Source organism: Oscillibacter sp. PC13 (genome assembly GCF_900115635.1).
In the GTDB taxonomy this organism is placed as follows: domain Bacteria; phylum Bacillota; class Clostridia; order Oscillospirales; family Oscillospiraceae; genus Oscillibacter.
Genome location: NZ_FOXE01000007.1, coordinates 115,392 through 130,534 on the forward strand (window position 1 = coordinate 115,392; position 15,143 = coordinate 130,534).

The 15,143-nt window shown below is 54.4% G+C and carries 13 protein-coding genes; all 13 read left to right on the forward strand.

The features are described 5' to 3' along the window. Positions 1-116: 116 nt before the first annotated feature. Positions 117-1,403 (forward strand): hypothetical protein, encoded by a 1,287-nt coding sequence (locus BMZ81_RS05890; RefSeq protein WP_091129745.1) that lies wholly within the window; start codon positions 117-119, stop codon positions 1,401-1,403. 129 nt (positions 1,404-1,532) lie between these two features. Beyond that, the gene (locus BMZ81_RS05895) at positions 1,533-2,339 is read left to right on the forward strand and encodes a two-component system regulatory protein YycI (RefSeq protein ID WP_143072743.1); all 807 of its coding nucleotides are present in this window, start codon (positions 1,533-1,535) and stop codon (positions 2,337-2,339) included. A gap of 237 nt (positions 2,340-2,576) precedes the next feature. After that, positions 2,577-3,875: a UDP-N-acetylglucosamine 1-carboxyvinyltransferase gene (locus BMZ81_RS05900; protein WP_091129750.1), complete on the forward strand. Its 1,299-nt coding sequence runs from the start codon at positions 2,577-2,579 to the stop codon at positions 3,873-3,875. A gap of 126 nt (positions 3,876-4,001) precedes the next feature. Beyond that, entirely contained in the window at positions 4,002-4,802 is an 801-nt protein-coding gene (locus tag BMZ81_RS05905; protein WP_091129753.1) for an MBL fold metallo-hydrolase, read from the forward strand. Then, complete coding sequence (gene rlmH / locus BMZ81_RS05910) at positions 4,790-5,272, forward strand: 23S rRNA (pseudouridine(1915)-N(3))-methyltransferase RlmH (protein WP_091129754.1); 483 nt, start codon at positions 4,790-4,792, stop codon at positions 5,270-5,272. Before BMZ81_RS05905 ends, rlmH begins: the two co-directional genes overlap by 13 nt. Before the next feature lie 16 nt (positions 5,273-5,288). Next, positions 5,289-5,648 carry a putative signal transducing protein gene (locus BMZ81_RS05915; RefSeq protein ID WP_091129757.1) on the forward strand — a complete coding sequence of 120 codons (360 nt, stop codon included), beginning with the start codon at positions 5,289-5,291 and terminating at the stop codon, positions 5,646-5,648. Then, complete coding sequence (locus tag BMZ81_RS05920; RefSeq protein ID WP_091129759.1) at positions 5,626-7,353, forward strand: phospho-sugar mutase; 1,728 nt, start codon at positions 5,626-5,628, stop codon at positions 7,351-7,353. Before BMZ81_RS05915 ends, BMZ81_RS05920 begins: the two co-directional genes overlap by 23 nt. An 85-nt stretch (positions 7,354-7,438) precedes the next feature. Continuing rightward, positions 7,439-7,825 carry a NifB/NifX family molybdenum-iron cluster-binding protein gene (locus BMZ81_RS05925; protein ID WP_091129762.1) on the forward strand — a complete coding sequence of 129 codons (387 nt, stop codon included), beginning with the start codon at positions 7,439-7,441 and terminating at the stop codon, positions 7,823-7,825. A gap of 129 nt (positions 7,826-7,954) precedes the next feature. Next, positions 7,955-8,599 carry a superoxide dismutase gene (locus tag BMZ81_RS05930; protein ID WP_091129764.1) on the forward strand — a complete coding sequence of 215 codons (645 nt, stop codon included), beginning with the start codon at positions 7,955-7,957 and terminating at the stop codon, positions 8,597-8,599. A 191-nt stretch (positions 8,600-8,790) separates the two neighbouring features. After that, entirely contained in the window at positions 8,791-9,438 is a 648-nt protein-coding gene (locus tag BMZ81_RS05935) for a TetR/AcrR family transcriptional regulator (RefSeq protein WP_091129767.1), read from the forward strand. Beyond that, complete coding sequence (locus BMZ81_RS05940) at positions 9,435-10,799, forward strand: TolC family protein (RefSeq protein ID WP_091129769.1); 1,365 nt, start codon at positions 9,435-9,437, stop codon at positions 10,797-10,799. Before BMZ81_RS05935 ends, BMZ81_RS05940 begins: the two co-directional genes overlap by 4 nt. Positions 10,800-10,817: 18 nt before the next feature. After that, the gene (locus BMZ81_RS05945) at positions 10,818-11,981 is read left to right on the forward strand and encodes an efflux RND transporter periplasmic adaptor subunit (RefSeq protein WP_091129772.1); all 1,164 of its coding nucleotides are present in this window, start codon (positions 10,818-10,820) and stop codon (positions 11,979-11,981) included. Positions 11,982-11,987: 6 nt separating this feature from the next. Beyond that, positions 11,988-15,119 carry an efflux RND transporter permease subunit gene (locus BMZ81_RS05950; protein WP_091129774.1) on the forward strand — a complete coding sequence of 1,044 codons (3,132 nt, stop codon included), beginning with the start codon at positions 11,988-11,990 and terminating at the stop codon, positions 15,117-15,119. Positions 15,120-15,143 lie beyond the last annotated feature (24 nt).

A 15,143-nucleotide genomic window follows, 5' to 3' on the forward strand; every position in this document is an offset into this window, starting at 1 on the left:
AGAGAAAAAGGATATTCGTTGAATCATTTGGCTTTTCCGGGCACTCCTATTCAATGTCCGTGGGTTCTCAAAGCTTTTAAATTTCTGTTTGAAACTGCTGCAAAGGAGGCTGGCAAATGGACGCTGCTCAGCACAGGCGCCGCGATTTTCTACAGAATATTTCCATTGTCCTGCTGACGCTCTCAGCAGTGGCATTGTTTACACAAACCCAGTTGTACAATCTGAAGGATGGCAGCAGCGGGTACCTCGGCGGGCTGCTCAGCAGTTCTCCACCTGCACTCTCCAGCGTTGCCTCTCCGGCGGAACTGCGGGATCTTTCTGCCCCGGTGCGGGTGGCCATCACGGGCGCTTATGGCCGATACGGCAATATCTGCCTGACGACGACGGACGATACCTTTTCCCTCCTGCGTACGCTGCTGGGAGAAGCACTAGGGTCTGCGAAGTCCTTTTCCCCCTGTGGAGAGGATACGTTCCGGAGCGCACTTTCAGGGAATTCTGTCTACTACGATTTTTTGGAGCCGCTTCCGCTCTCCATTTTAGCAGGCTTGGTGGGAGAGGATGCTTCCAATGCGGATTTGACTGCCAGAAGGCTGGTGATTTTTTCGAGAGCCGGGCATGTGTCCCTCTGTATCTGGGACGAACAGCAGGGTTATCTGCACAGTGAAACTGCTGTTTCTCCTTCTGATCTGGAGTCCACGGTAAATAATTATGAGCTGACCAGTGCCTCCTTTGCCTTTGACAATATTGCGCTGGATCCCGGTTTTCAGTCTGTTGCGCCCTATTCCCTGTTCCCGGCTGAGCTTCCGGAGCTGTCCGTGCTCGCTTCTGTCAACGCCCTGCCAGATACCGTATCTCTTTTAACAGCACTTGGACTCAATCCCCATACCAATAATCGTTATACGGAATCCAGCGGGACAGAGGTCATTATGGCCGGCAATGGTTCCCTGCGGATATACACAGATGGCACGGTCTTATATCAAGGCGGGGATTCTGCCATGAAAATCAAGGTCTCCGGTGAAATTCCAACCAGCAAAGAGGCTGCCGCCTGGGCTACTTCCCTTATCAATGGTCTGATAGGCAATTCTTCTGGGGATGCCTCCATATTCCTGCAGCAGATCCGGCAGAACGGGACCACCACTGTTGTGCAGTTTGGCTATCAGCTGGATGGTGTTCCCATCCGTTTTACCGATGGCAGCTGTGCAGCAGAGGTTACCTTTTCCGGCAGTACTGTTTCCACGCTCCAAATCCGTTTTCGCCAGTATACACGTTCCGGAGAAACATCTCTTCTGCTTCCACTCCGGCAGGTATTGGCCATTTCCTCCGCGCACAGCGGATCTGAGTTGTCCATAGACTATATCGACAGCGGTGGAAGTACTGTCTCCGCCGCTTGGTTGGCAGATTGACTTTTTTGTAATATGGTGCCGTCTGTTTCAAGCACGGTATATTCAGGATCTACTGCAGCGCCTCCCATTGGAAATAGCAAATTCCGTTCTGTTTTCCAGGGCGCAATCTCACTGAAAGGAGTACCGCATGTGGAACGTTCCCGTTTAAAAACGATTATGATTCTGATTTTAGCGTTGCTGAATATTTGCCTGCTGGGCTCCCTGGTCAGCCGGATCGCCGCTGAGCGGGAAAGCCGCCAGCAGGCAGCAGAACAGCTGGTCGCTCTATTCGCCGCAGAGAATATCGCACTGGATGCCAATACCATTCCAGATAAAGCGCCGCCTTCCGGCCAGACGCTGACCAGAAGCCCCAATTCAGACCAGGCCCTGGCGGCTGCCTTTTTGGGCGATGGTCTTTCCTCCACGGACCAAGGCGGCGGTATCTATACCTACGGAAGCAATTATGGCGCCGCCCGCTGCAGTTCCAACGGCACATTTGATATCATCGGAACGCAGATAACAGAGGATGCCGAGAGTTTCTGCCGAAAATTCTGCCGGGAAAACCACTATAAAAATCTGTCCTTTATCCTGGATGAAACCGGCAGCGGTACTGCAACAGCAGTCCGATATTATGATGGATATCCAGTATTCAACTGTACCATCACCTTTACAATTGAATCCGGCGCCATCACAAAGGTCAGCGGCACCCATCTTCCGGACGCCACTGCAGAATCCGATGTCCAGGATCCCCTCTCTGCTGTTGCCGCGCTGTCTCTATTTTTGGGCATGCGCCGCGAGAGCGGAGCTTTGGTTTCTGTTATCACAGAGATGTATCTCTGCTATGAGCTCCAGGGCACCACAACATCCCCCATCACTCTGACGCCGGCTTGGTGTATTGTGACCGACACCGCTTCTTATTATGTAAACTGTTATACGGCTGCTATTACGCACAATTAGTGTTTTTTGGCTTTTTTACACACATTTTCACTTTTTATGGAAACAGCATCAGGAATGGTTTGCAATTCTTTTTCTGGTATGTTATGATGATTTATGTGTGAGTTTCTTCGGGTATTATTTTGCCCGTCCGCAGATCCTTGTGCGGGTATGAAGCGGCGTCAGCCGGGTAAACTGTTCTTAGAAGGAATGGGTTGCTGCCACCAAAGAAAGTTCCTTTTAAAGAGAGGGTAAATCATTTTGACAAAGTATATTGTACAGGGCGGAAAGCCCCTGTTTGGAGAGGTCGAAGTCAGCGGTGCCAAGAATGCCGCCGTTGCCATTATTCCGGCGGCCTTGATGGTGGACGGTGTCTGCCGCATTGAAAATATTCCACAGATTTCTGATGTGACGCTGTGTCTGAAAATTTTAGAGCAGTTGGGCGCCAATATTCGTACCATCAACCGCCATACGGTTGAAATTGACTGCAGCCGTATCCGTTCTACCCGGACCTCCTATGAGTTGGCCCGTAAGATCCGCGCCTCATATTATTTAATCGGTGCCCTTTTGGGCCGATTTGGCCAAGCTGAGGTGGCGATGCCTGGTGGGTGCAATTTTGGTGTCCGTCCCATTGACCAGCATGTAAAAGGCTTTACCACATTAGGCGCAAAAGTCGTGGTGGAGGGAGGCTTTATCCATGCCTCCACAGATCTTGGCCGCCTGAAGGGTGCCAACGTCTATCTGGATGTGGTGTCTGTGGGCGCCACGATGAACATCATGATGGCCGCTGCAATGGCGGAGGGAAACACAATCATTGAAAACGCCGCCAAGGAACCTCATATTGTAGATTTGGCCAACTTCCTGAACTCCATGGGGGCCAATATCCGGGGTGCAGGTACGGATACGATCAAAATCCAGGGCGTCGACCGCCTTTCCGGCGGTACCTATGCCATCATTCCGGACCAGATTGAGGCTGGAACCTACATGGCGGCTGTTGCCGCCACTGGCGGACAGATTCTGGTGAAAAACATTATTCCCAAGCACATGGACTGCATCACTGCCAAATTGGTGGAGATGGGGGTCGAGGTAGAGGAACATGAGGACACCCTCTTGGTCCGCCGCACCGGTTCCCTGCAGAAGACCAATGTGAAGACGCTGCCCTATCCGGGCTTCCCCACAGATATGCAGCCCCAGATTACTACCGTGCTCTCTCTGGCGGAGGGAACCTCTCTGGTAACAGAGAGTGTATGGAAAAACCGTTACCGTTACGTGGATGAGTTGAAGCGCATGGGTGCCAACATTCAAGTGGATGACCGCACCGCTGTGGTAGAGGGGGTGGATCACCTGACCGGTGCCCCGATCCAGGCCTGTGATCTGCGGGCTGGCGCGGCGCTGGTCATTGCGGCATTGGCTGCACAGGGCGAGAGTGAAATCAGCTGTGTGCAATATGTGGAGCGGGGCTATGAGGATATCGTGGCCAAGCTGCGCGGCCTGGGCGCCGATATCCGCTCCGTGGAGATTCCCGGAGAAAGTGACGAGCTGGAAGCGCACATTGGGTGAATCCGGGTACTCCTTCCCGGCTCCCCTTTTGATGAAGATCGATGCGTCCGCAGGGGAGGATGGCGACCGACAGTCGACGTTCTCCCTTGCGGACGCCCTATTCTTTACTACAGTGAGGTTTTCGCTTTGACCACCCTACATACCCTTGCCAGCGGCTCCTCCGGGAACGCACTGCTGCTTTCTGCCGGCAGCACACATCTGCTGCTGGATGCCGGGATCTCCTGCCGCCGCATCTGTGCGGCCCTGCAGACACTGGGCCTGGAGTTGACGAATTTATCAGGCATCCTGGTTACACACACGCACACCGACCACATCTCCGGACTGCAAACGCTGCTGAAGCGCTGGAGTGGTCCGGTCTATGCCAGTGAGCGCACTGCCTTTGGCCTTGCAGACCGTTTGGCTGCATCGTCTCTCCATTTGTATCCTTTGGCGTTTGGAAGCGCCTGCTCTCTCGGCGGCTGTGTGGTAACTGCTTTTCCCACCGCCCATGATGCTCCCGGTGCCAGTGGCTTCCGAATCGACACTACCGACGGCAGTGTTGGGCTTTTGACAGACACCGGCTATGTGACGGAAGAGGCAGCTGAGATCCTGCTCGGCGTGGATCTGGCGGTGCTGGAGGCCAACCACGATGTGGAAACCCTGCGCAGCGGACCCTATCCATATTATTTAAAGCAGCGCATTCTGGGTTCCGAAGGACATCTTTGCAACGAGGACGCCGCCCGGTTTGCGGTAACACTGGCCGAAAACGGCACATCTGAAATCGTGCTGGCGCATTTGAGCAAGGAGAACAACACACCTGCCATGGCCCGGAACACCGTGGAGTTCGCGCTCTCTGCCGCCGGGCAGAATCCGTTGCTGTCTGTTGCTCCCCGGGATACGCTGGGACCCACCCATGTTGTTGTCAGGAGGGTCCTATGCAAAAAGTAACCCTTCTTTGCGTTGGAAAGCTGAAAGAGCGGTTCTATACGGACGCTGCGGCGGAATATGGAAAGCGTCTTTCCCGATACTGCAAATTGGAGATCGTTGAGCTTCCGGAGGAACGCCTTCCCGAGAACCCCTCTCCTGCTCAAATCGACTCAGCCCTCGCTAGAGAAGCGGATGCCATCCGGAGCAAGCTGCCACCCTCGGCCCGCCTGATCGCCCTTTGTGTTGAGGGGCGGATGCGCTCCAGCGAGGAGTTGGCCCATTTGGTGGCCGACAGCGCCAATCATGGAGAGAATCACCTGGTCTTCCTCATTGGCGGTTCCTTTGGCCTGCACGTCTCTCTCAAAGCGCAGGCTGCAGTAAAGCTCTCCATGTCTCCAATGACCTTCCCCCACCATCTGGCCCGGGTGATGCTGCTGGAACAGATTTATCGGGCGTATCAAATTAACGCAGGCACAAAATACCATAAATAATGAGGTGGTTTGCAGAATGGAGCAGGCAAAAGACTTCTGGGCCCTGGCGGACCCGGCGCTTTTGGAGCAATGGCCCAAGGACGAGCGCGGCCGCCCCGAGACCGCAGAAAAATTGGTTCTCCAATCGGAGTTGGACGGCATGGCGGACATCACCCTTTCTATGCTGAAAGGGTATGGCATTCCGGCCTTCAAGGTGGGAACCCAGGGAAAAGTAATTTTTGGTTTTGCGGGGTTGGGCGTGGAGATCTATGTCCCCGCCTCCCGGATAGAAGAGGCGCGTGCACTGCTGGCCGCTCCGGCAGCGGACGCGGATGAGACGCCGGGTAACGGCACGGAAAAAAAGGAGGTTTCTGATGGACTTCATGAAGGAATATGAAAAATGGCTGTCCAGCCCGGCGCTTTCCCCTGCGGAACACGCGGAGCTGGAAGCGCTTCGGACGGATCCAAAGGAGATTGAGTCCCGCTTTTACGGTCCTCTGGAGTTTGGCACCGCAGGGCTTCGTGGCACCATGGCCGTCGGATTGCACAACATGAATATCCATGTGATCCGCTGGGCAACCCAAGGCTTCGCAGAGGTCATTGCAGCCGAGGGGCAGTCCGGCAGGGACCGTGGTGTGGCCATCTGTATGGATTGCCGGAACCATTCCATGGAATTTGCCCGGGCCGCTGCGGAAGTCTGCGCCGGCAATGGCATCCATGTGCGGATTTTTGAATCCCTGCGCCCTACACCGGAGCTGAGCTTTGCCGTGCGGGAATACCACTGTCAAGCGGGTATCAATGTCACTGCCTCTCACAACCCCAAGGAGTACAACGGTTATAAGGTCTACTGGGAAGACGGCGCACAGCTCCCCCCCCATCATGCCGATGCCATTGCCCGGCGGTTGGAGGGAATTGATGTTTTCACCGGCGTAACATCCATCCCATATGACGATGCGGTAAAGGCTGGCCTGATTGAGGTGTTGGGCGCGGAAACGGATCAGCGGTTCATGGCGCAGGTCACTGCGATGATCAATGACCGGGAAACAGTCGCCAAGGTGGCAGATACTTTTAAAATGGTATACACCCCCTTCCACGGCTGTGGATACAAGCTGGTGCCGGAGGCCCTCCGTGCTCTCGGTATCAAGCACGTGATCTGCGAACCCCAGCAGATGGTGATTGACGGCAGTTTCCCAACCGTGGTGTCTCCAAATCCAGAGAATCCCGAAGGGTTTTATCTTGCTATTGATTTGGCAAAGCAAAACGACGTGGATTTCATTTTGGGAACAGACCCTGACAGTGACCGGGTTGGAATTTTGATCCGGGATCGGAATGGCGCGTATTGTCCCGTCACCGGCAATCAGACTGGCGTGCTGCTGCTGGACTATCTGATTGGTGCGATGAAGCGGGCTGGCAGGCTCCCGGAGAACCCCGTGGCTCTGAAGACCATCGTGACCACAGAGATGGCCCGAAAAGTGGCTGAGTCCAACGGCGTGAAGTGCTTTGATACCTTTACCGGCTTCAAGTTCATGGCGGAGAAGAAAAACGCCCTGGAGGAGAGCGGCCAGGGCAAGGTCATTTTCTCCTATGAGGAGAGCTATGGCTATATGCTGGGAGACTATGTCCGGGACAAGGACGCAGTCACGGCCTCCATGCTGCTCACTGAGATGGCGGCTTGGTATGCAGCTCAGGGAATGACGTTGTTTGATGCATTGGAAAAGCTGTATGAGAAGTACGGCCACTATGCGGAAAAGACCCACAACTTGGTGATGCCGGGCTTGGACGGTCTGAAGGACATGGCAGAACTGATGAAGACCCTGCGCGAAAATCCCCCCGCCGATATCTGCGGAGTGGCGGTTGTCACCTGGAAGGATTATCGTGATGGAAGCGTGGTGGACTGTGCCACTGGCGCAAAATCCACCATGGAACTCTCAGGATCCAATGTGCTGCGGTTTGAGTTGGCAGACGGTACTACGATTCTGGTGCGTCCTTCCGGCACCGAGCCCAAAATCAAGGTCTATATCCTGACACAGGGCAAGGACAGTACCATATGCGCTGCCAATCTGGAAAAATACGGCATGTGGGTCAGAACCCTCCAGAAGTAAGTCCGCCAAAGCCCACATTTTCGTGGACTCTGGATTGCTCAGCCCGGCACGCTGTGAATGTTATGTGAAGAAGGAAGGATCTCATATGAAACTTGCAGTTACCTATGAAAATGGAAATGTGTTTGGTCATTTTGGCCACACAGAACACTTTAAGCTCTATCAAGTAGAAAACGGATCTGTCGTTTCCTCTCAGGTAGTGGACACCAACGGCAGCGGCCACGGTGCTTTGGCGGGCTTTCTGCAGCAGCATGGCGTGGACTGCTTGATCTGTGGAGGAATCGGCGGCGGGGCACAGGCCGCCCTGGCGGAGTCTGGCATCAAGCTGTATGCCGGCTGCAGCGGTGATGCTGATCAGCGGGTGGCCGAGCTGTTGGCCGGTACACTTGCCTATGCAGATGCGGCCACCTGTGAGCATCATCACGGGGAGGGCCATACCTGCGGTGAGCACGACTGCGGTGGCCATCACGAATAGAGTCATCTTTCAAGAAGGGGAAGCACCGCTGGTGCTCCCCTTTTCTTTTCATCTTTAGCCGCTTCCCCACATATATTGATGACAGCACCTGCTTACCGGTGCGGAATTTCACCGGAGAGGATGAGTTCCATGGAAGAACACTACCCCTTTACTCTGCCGCCACTCCCATTTGCATACGATGCGCTGCTTCCGGAGCTGGATGAAAAGACCATGTACTTTCACCACGATAAACACTTTGCAGCCTATGTTGAAACACTGAACCATCTGCTGGAGCGGCGCCCGGTCTATCAGAGCTGGCCGCTCTGGAAGCTCTGTCGGGATTGGGCAGAGCTTCCGGACGAAATCCGTCAGGGCGTCCGCAATAACGCTGGAGGCGTGTATAATCACGATCTCTATTTCCGTACACTGCATCCAACACCGGTAAGCTCTCCCGGCGCCCTTCTGCTGGGTGCCATCGAGCGGGACTTCGGCGGACTACAGGCTCTGAAAGGCGCTATAAAAACCGCAGCTTTGGGGCAGTTCGGTTCCGGCTGGGCCTGGCTTACCGCAGAAAGCGACGGCCGGCTGTCCGTCTGCAAAACTGCCAACCAGGACACACCGCTTCCCCTGCTTCCGCTGTTATGCTGTGACGTATGGGAGCATGCCTACTATCTGCAGTATCAAAACCGGCGGGCAGAGTATTTTGAAAACTGGTGGCGGCTGGTGGATTGGCCGCAGCTCTCCAGTGTGTATTCCCAAGTGATTTCCCGCTGTCCCAGGTGTCCCCACCCCTGATTTTTCATTTCTCATCAACTCCTCCCGGAACGGTTCCGGGGGGAGTTTTGTTACGTTTAATCGTAAAAAACTTAACAGAATATTCACCTCTTTTCTGGGCGAAAGAGATTGACAAGGACAGGCCCTCTGCGTATAATTAATGACAGCTTGTCATAAAATGACATGTTGTCATTTTTAAGAGGAGGGATTTTATGCCGATGGATACTTTCCTCCGTTTGCCAGAGGAAAAGCGAAATCGGTTTCTAAACGCTGCCTGGAAGGAGTTTACCCACACCAGCTTTGCTGACGTTTCAATTAACAAGATTGTACATCAAGCCGGCATTCCCCGCGGCAGTTTTTACCAGTATTTTGCTGACAAACGAGATCTTTTTGTCTATCTGATTGAAGACATGCATGAGCGCTTTCTCAGTTCCTATGCAAAGTTGGTTGCCAAAAGCCATGGAGATTTATTCAAAACCCAATTGTTGGCCTTTGACAGCTTTCAGCGACGTCCTCCGGAGTGCGATCCTTACTTGGATCGCTGCCTCCGTCTGCTGCGGATCAATCCCGGCATCGACCTGCAAAAAATGCTAGAAGGAAACCCCGGCAATCTGTTGCTGGCAGGCGTTGTGGAGCAGTTGGACACTTCTGCCTTACGTCAGCAGAACTCTGAGTTCGTACGCCACGTCTTTTCCCTGACCGTCATGGCCTTGGGATCGGCGATTATGGATAGTCTTATGATGCCGGAACGCTGCGAAGAATACCGGAGGGATTTAGAATCCCGCTTGGAAATTATTCAGCGCGGATGCCTGCGGCCCTGTGATCCGGTATCCGTCGGCGCACTGAAGGAGGAACTATGAAACAGCGAATCATTCCATTATTGCTGGCACTCGCCCTTGCGTTATCCATCTGTGGAGCTTCCGCTCTTGCGGAGGAGCAGTCCACAGCAGAGGAGCAGACAACCGATACTGAGGGCGCTTCAGCAGAAACTGACGGCAATAAAGATGCCGCCCCGGAAACCCCGGGAGACGATGCAGGGGCGGCGGATGCCGCACCCTCTCCAGCGGGGCCGGATCCAGAGGAGGCAGATACTGCCTATGTACCGGATGCGGTCGGTACCATCAGCTTTTCCAATTTAGAGCGCCGGATGCGGGAGAACAATCTGAACCTGCTGGCTCTGGAGGAAAACATTGCTTCGATTGAAGTCATCGATTACGACAAAATGTATGAAAGCCTGCGGGAGTCCCTGAATGGCATCGCTCTGGCACAGCGGTATCTGCTGATGGATCCCACCGGACTTGGATCGGAATCCTATACTTATAACCAGCTGGACCAAACCTACGACTCCTTGCGGGATACCTTCGAATCCCTGAAAGACGGAGAGCTGCAGGAGGACAATGCCGGCGTTATCCGGCAGCTGAAAAATGTCCAGGATCAGGTTGTCATGGCTGGTGAATCCCTGTATACAGCCCTGGTGCAGTTGGAGGCCCAAGAGGCGTCCCTCCAACGGCAGTTGACCTCTTTGAACCGCACGGTGGAGGAGATGGGGCTCCGGTACCAGCTGGGTCAAATCTCTGCCTTGCAGCTGGAGCAGACCAAAGCGGGGCGCACCTCTCTTGTCAGCGGCCTGGAAACCGTGCAGATGAATATTCAAAGTCTCAAAACCCAGCTGGAAATGCTGATTGGTGCGGAAATGACCGGAGACATTACTCTGGGAAGCGTCCCGGAGGTAACGGCAGAGCAGTTGGAAAAGATGGATCTGGAAACCGATTTAGCCGCAGCAAAAGAGCGGAGCTATGAGTTGTATGCAGCGGAGCAGACGCTGAAGGATGCCAAGGAGGATTACATAGACGGCCTCAGTCAATACGGATACAGCTCCACCCGGTATGAGCGCCAAATCGTGGAGCATACTTGGCAGGCTGCACAATACACCTATGATGGAACCGTGCAGAGCTATGAGCTGAGCTTCCGTACCCTGTATGCTCAGGTTGGGGATTACCAGCAAGTTCTGAATGCAGCCCGAGTTTCCCTGACCTGTCAGAAGGACAGCTACGCTGCTACACAGCTGAAATATCAGCAGGGCACCATCTCCAAAAATACGCTGTTAAGCGCTGAGGACGATCTCCGCGCAGCAGAGGACACCGTCCAAAACGCGGCTATTGATCTTTTTTCCGCATACAACACCTATTGCTGGGCTGTGCAGCACGGCATCCTGAACTAATTGGAGGAACTGCATTTTATGAAACACAAACGCATCTCAGCCGCTCTTCTGGCGATGATTTTGATCCTTGGCCTCACCGCCTGCGGCAGCAGCGGTGAGGAGACAGAGGAGGCCCCGGCCGGAACTGCCGTTCAGGTGACAGAGGTTCTCTCTGACACCATTTCTACGGAAAACAAGGTTTCCGGCAAGGTCGCCGCGGACAATGAGTCCACCATCATGGTGGCCACCAGCGCCAAGTGTACGGCTGTCTATGCTCAGGCCGGCGATACAGTGTCTGCCGGAGATGTCATCTGCACCCTGGATTTAGGGAGCACGCTGGCCTCTTACAATGCCGCCAACATTGGCTATAACTCTGCGGTTCAAAGTTATCAGGACCAGGCGGCGGTATTTGACAGCCAAATCAGCCTTTATCAGAAAAACGTCAATGATCTGAAAGCCTTGTTTGAAATTGGCGCGGCTTCTCAGATTGAGATCGATCAGGCGGAACTGCAGCTCCAGTCTGCCATTGCCACCCGCAACTCCACGTTGGCCCAGCTGGAGGCTGGCATGCAGAGCAGCAAATCCTCCTTGGAGCAATTGTCCACCGCTTTGGAAAATGTGGACAGCGCCGGAAACGTCATTGCCCCTATCTCCGGCACCCTCGTTACTATGAATGCCGTGGAGGGCAGCTTTACCTCCAATGCCATGCCGGTGGCCGTCATTGACGGCGCCGACCAGATGAAGGTCACAGTCTCCGTGTCGGAAGCGCTGATTCCAAAGCTTTCCATTGGCGACAGTGCGGACGTGTCTGTCAGTGCCGCAAACGAGACATTCACTGCGACCATCCGTTCTGTCGAACAGGCCGCCAATGTACAGACTAAACTGTACACCGTTGTGCTGACGGTTCCCTCCACTGCCAGCGGGCTTCTCTCCGGCATGTTTGCAGACGTAACCTTCCATACGGACACCTCTGTCGGTACCATTGTGGTCCCCACCGAAGCGATCCTTACCAGCGGTGAAACACAGTATGTCTTTGTTGTGGAGGAAAATACTGCCAAATATGTAGAAGTCACCACCGGCCTGACTGGAAACGGCGTTACAGAGATTACCTCCGGCCTGACCGCCGGCCAGCAGCTTGTGACTGTGGGGCAGTCTTACCTGAAAGATGGCGATGCAGTGCGCATTGTCTCTGGGGAGGATTAAAACCCGATGAATATTGCAAAGGCGTGTATCCAGCATAAGGTGGCCACGCTGCTGGCCGTCATCATGGTGGTCATCTTCGGCATCATGTACGGTTCACAGCTGCAGATGGCCCTGATGCCCAACATGGAAATGCCGATGGCTGTGGTCATGACAACTTATGTGGGCGCAAACCCCAGTGACATTGAAGATCTGGTGACAGCTCCTCTGGAATCTGCCATTATGTCGGTCTCCGGCGTGGAAGAAATTGAGTCTACCTCCTCCGAAAATGTCAGCACCATTCAGATTACATATGTGGACGGCACGGATCTGGACATTGCAGCCACGAAGCTGCGGGAAAAATTCGATATGGTGTCTCTTCCTGATGACGCCTCCGATCCCATTATCATCAATATGAGCCTCAGCGATATGATGCCGACCGCCATGATTGCCCTGATGGGCGACGATCTTTCCCAACTCCAGACGCTGGCGGAGGATGTGGTCTCTCCTGCGTTGGAACGTATTGATGGCGTGGCCCAGGTCTCTGTCAACGGCGGTCTGGAGCAGCAGATCTCCGTGGAGATCGATCCGGCGAAAGCTGCGGGTTTTGGCCTCTCCAGTTCTTACATTTCCCAGTTCCTGGCCGGGCAAAACCTTTTATACCCCGGTGGAGATCTGCAAAACGGTTCCAAAAAGCTAACCGTTTCCACTGATGCTAAATTCCAGTCTGTGGAGGATGTGGCCAATACCCTGATCACGTTGCCCAGCGGTGGAACCGTCCGTCTGTCCGAGGTGTCCAATGTGGAAATGACATCTGACGATCCAGTCGCTGTTGCTAAAGTTGGCGATACCGCCTGCGTGCTTCTCCAGGTTTCCAAGCAATCCGGTTCCAACGAGATGGCCGCTGCCCAAGCGGTTGAAAAGCGGATGGAAGAACTGGCAGCGGAAAATTCCAGCATCCGGTATTCCCTCCCCTATATTGCCAGTGATTACATTGACCAATCCGTGAACAATGCCTTCAGCAACATCTGGCAGGGGGTTCTGCTGGCTGCCATTGTGGTGTTCCTGTTCCTGCGCCGCGGCAGTCCCACCCTGACCATCTGTATCTCCATGCCCGTCTGCATCCTGTCCGTTTTTGTCCTGATGAACGTTCTGGATCTGACTTTGAATATGATGAGCCTGGGCGGCATCGCCATGGGTGTCGGCATGATTGTGGATAACTCCATTGTGGTTTTGGAGAATATCAACCGCTTTGCCGCAGAAGGCCATGACCGGATGAGCGCCTGTGTGGACGGCACCAAAGAGGTCACCTCCTCGGTTGTCGCCTCCACGCTTACCACGCTGGCCGTGTTTGTCCCCATGGGACTGGTAAGTGGCATAGCAGGCGACATGTTCCGGGATTTTTCCCTAACCATCGCCTCCTTGATTGCTTCCTCCCTGATCATTTCTCTGACCCTGGTTCCCCTTCTCTGCTACTTCACACTGGATGCGGAAAAAATCCGCAAGCAGCAAATAAAGCGGGCTGCTAAAAAGAGTGCAGGGGCGCACACCAACGGCATTGCGTCGTTTTTCGGAGGCCTGTTCCATCGCTTGAATCAGTTTTATCTGCGTCTTCTGCGCTATTTCGTCTATCACCTGAAAACCGGCATGCTGGTTTCTGTCGGTTTGGTAGCCATTTTTGCGCTGACGCTGATCAGCACCAAGATGGTGATGATCCCGGACATGGATCAAAGCAGCGTCTCCATCAGCGTCAGCATGCCAACCGGATCCAGTCTGGAGGAGTCCTCCGCCATTGCCGACCGGATTGTGGCGATTGTGGAGCAGGCGTGCCCGGAGATGGAGGAGATGTACTATATTGCCAGCAGCGGCTCCTCTATGATGTCCGCCGGTGATGTCACCATGGGCGTCAACCTGGTGGGCAAAAGTGAACGGGAGCGTACCGCCTTTGATATTGAAGACGACCTGCGGGCAGCCCTTCAGGACATTGCAGGCTGTGAAATCACCGTCAGCGCTTCCAGTTCCATGGCCATGCTCAGCGGCAGTGACATTGCCGTGGAGATTTCCGGTGATGATTATGACACATTGGGTCTCATCGCCGGTGAGTTGACGGATCAGATTGCCGCACTTCCCGATGCCGTCAATGTCGAAAGCTCCCTCTCTGATCAGGTGCCTCAGGTCAAGGTCACCATGAATCGAGAAGCCGCCTCTCAGTATGGCCTGACTGCCGCCGCTGTGGGTGCCGCCGTCCGCTCTGAACTCACCGGATCCACCGCCACCACCGTCACCATCGACAACAAAGAATATGACGTGGTGGTCAAGGGCGACGGTACCGCCGCCGCCAGCCTGGATGCCCTGCGCTCCATGCCAGTCTCCTCTTCCTACGGCGGGACCGTACCCCTGAGTTCCGTGGCAAATGTAGTGGTTGAGCAAGCCCCTCAAAGCGTCACCCGCCACAACCAGACCCGGCAGGTCACCATCTCCGGCGATACCATCAGCGGTGATACCACGGCCATTACACAGCAGATTCACGCAATTCTGGATGGCTATGCACTGCCGCAGGGCTATACGGCGGAAACCGCCGGCGGATATGAGGATATGATGGAGAGCTTCTCGGACCTTGGCTTTGCCTTGGTAGTGGCTCTGCTGTTGGTATATTTCGTACTGGCCGTTCAGTTCGAATCCTTCTCTATGCCGGTTATCGTCATGTTCATTCTGCCCGTGGCCTTCACCGGTGCTCTGTTTGCGCTGCCCCTGACTGGGCGGAACATGTCTATTATCGCATTGGTGTCCATCATTATGCTTGCCGGCACCGTAGTCAACTCCTCCATTATCCTTGTGGAATATATTAAAATTCGCCGCAGTATGGGAGAGAGTCGGGAAGAGGCCATCCTGCACGCCTGTCCCCTGCGCGTCCGCCCCATCATGATGACCACTCTCACTACTGTCCTAGCGATGGTTCCCATGGCTCTGGGGCTTGGAGAGAGCAACGAAATGATGAGCGATATGGGAATTACCATGATCAGCGGTATGGTCATCTCCACTGTTGTCACATTGGTATTCACCCCGGTCTACTATTCTGTGATTGATAATCTCAGCCACGGATTCGGCCGGAAGAAGAAAGGTCCCCCCTCCGAATCGGCTGTTCCGGCGGCAGTGGAATAACAGCGTCTTTCCAGTAACTTAGGC

Coding starts and splice junctions, on each gene's coding strand:
- BMZ81_RS05890 (WP_091129745.1), top strand. CDS start 117: ATGGACGCTGCTCAGCACAGGCGCCGCGATTTTCTACAGAATATTTCC.
- rlmH (WP_091129754.1), top strand. CDS start 4,790: ATGCAAAAAGTAACCCTTCTTTGCGTTGGAAAGCTGAAAGAGCGGTTC.
- BMZ81_RS05915 (WP_091129757.1), top strand. CDS start 5,289: ATGGAGCAGGCAAAAGACTTCTGGGCCCTGGCGGACCCGGCGCTTTTG.
- BMZ81_RS05920 (WP_091129759.1), top strand. CDS start 5,626: ATGGACTTCATGAAGGAATATGAAAAATGGCTGTCCAGCCCGGCGCTT.
- BMZ81_RS05925 (WP_091129762.1), top strand. CDS start 7,439: ATGAAACTTGCAGTTACCTATGAAAATGGAAATGTGTTTGGTCATTTT.
- BMZ81_RS05930 (WP_091129764.1), top strand. CDS start 7,955: ATGGAAGAACACTACCCCTTTACTCTGCCGCCACTCCCATTTGCATAC.
- BMZ81_RS05935 (WP_091129767.1), top strand. CDS start 8,791: ATGCCGATGGATACTTTCCTCCGTTTGCCAGAGGAAAAGCGAAATCGG.
- BMZ81_RS05940 (WP_091129769.1), top strand. CDS start 9,435: ATGAAACAGCGAATCATTCCATTATTGCTGGCACTCGCCCTTGCGTTA.
- BMZ81_RS05945 (WP_091129772.1), top strand. CDS start 10,818: ATGAAACACAAACGCATCTCAGCCGCTCTTCTGGCGATGATTTTGATC.
- BMZ81_RS05950 (WP_091129774.1), top strand. CDS start 11,988: ATGAATATTGCAAAGGCGTGTATCCAGCATAAGGTGGCCACGCTGCTG.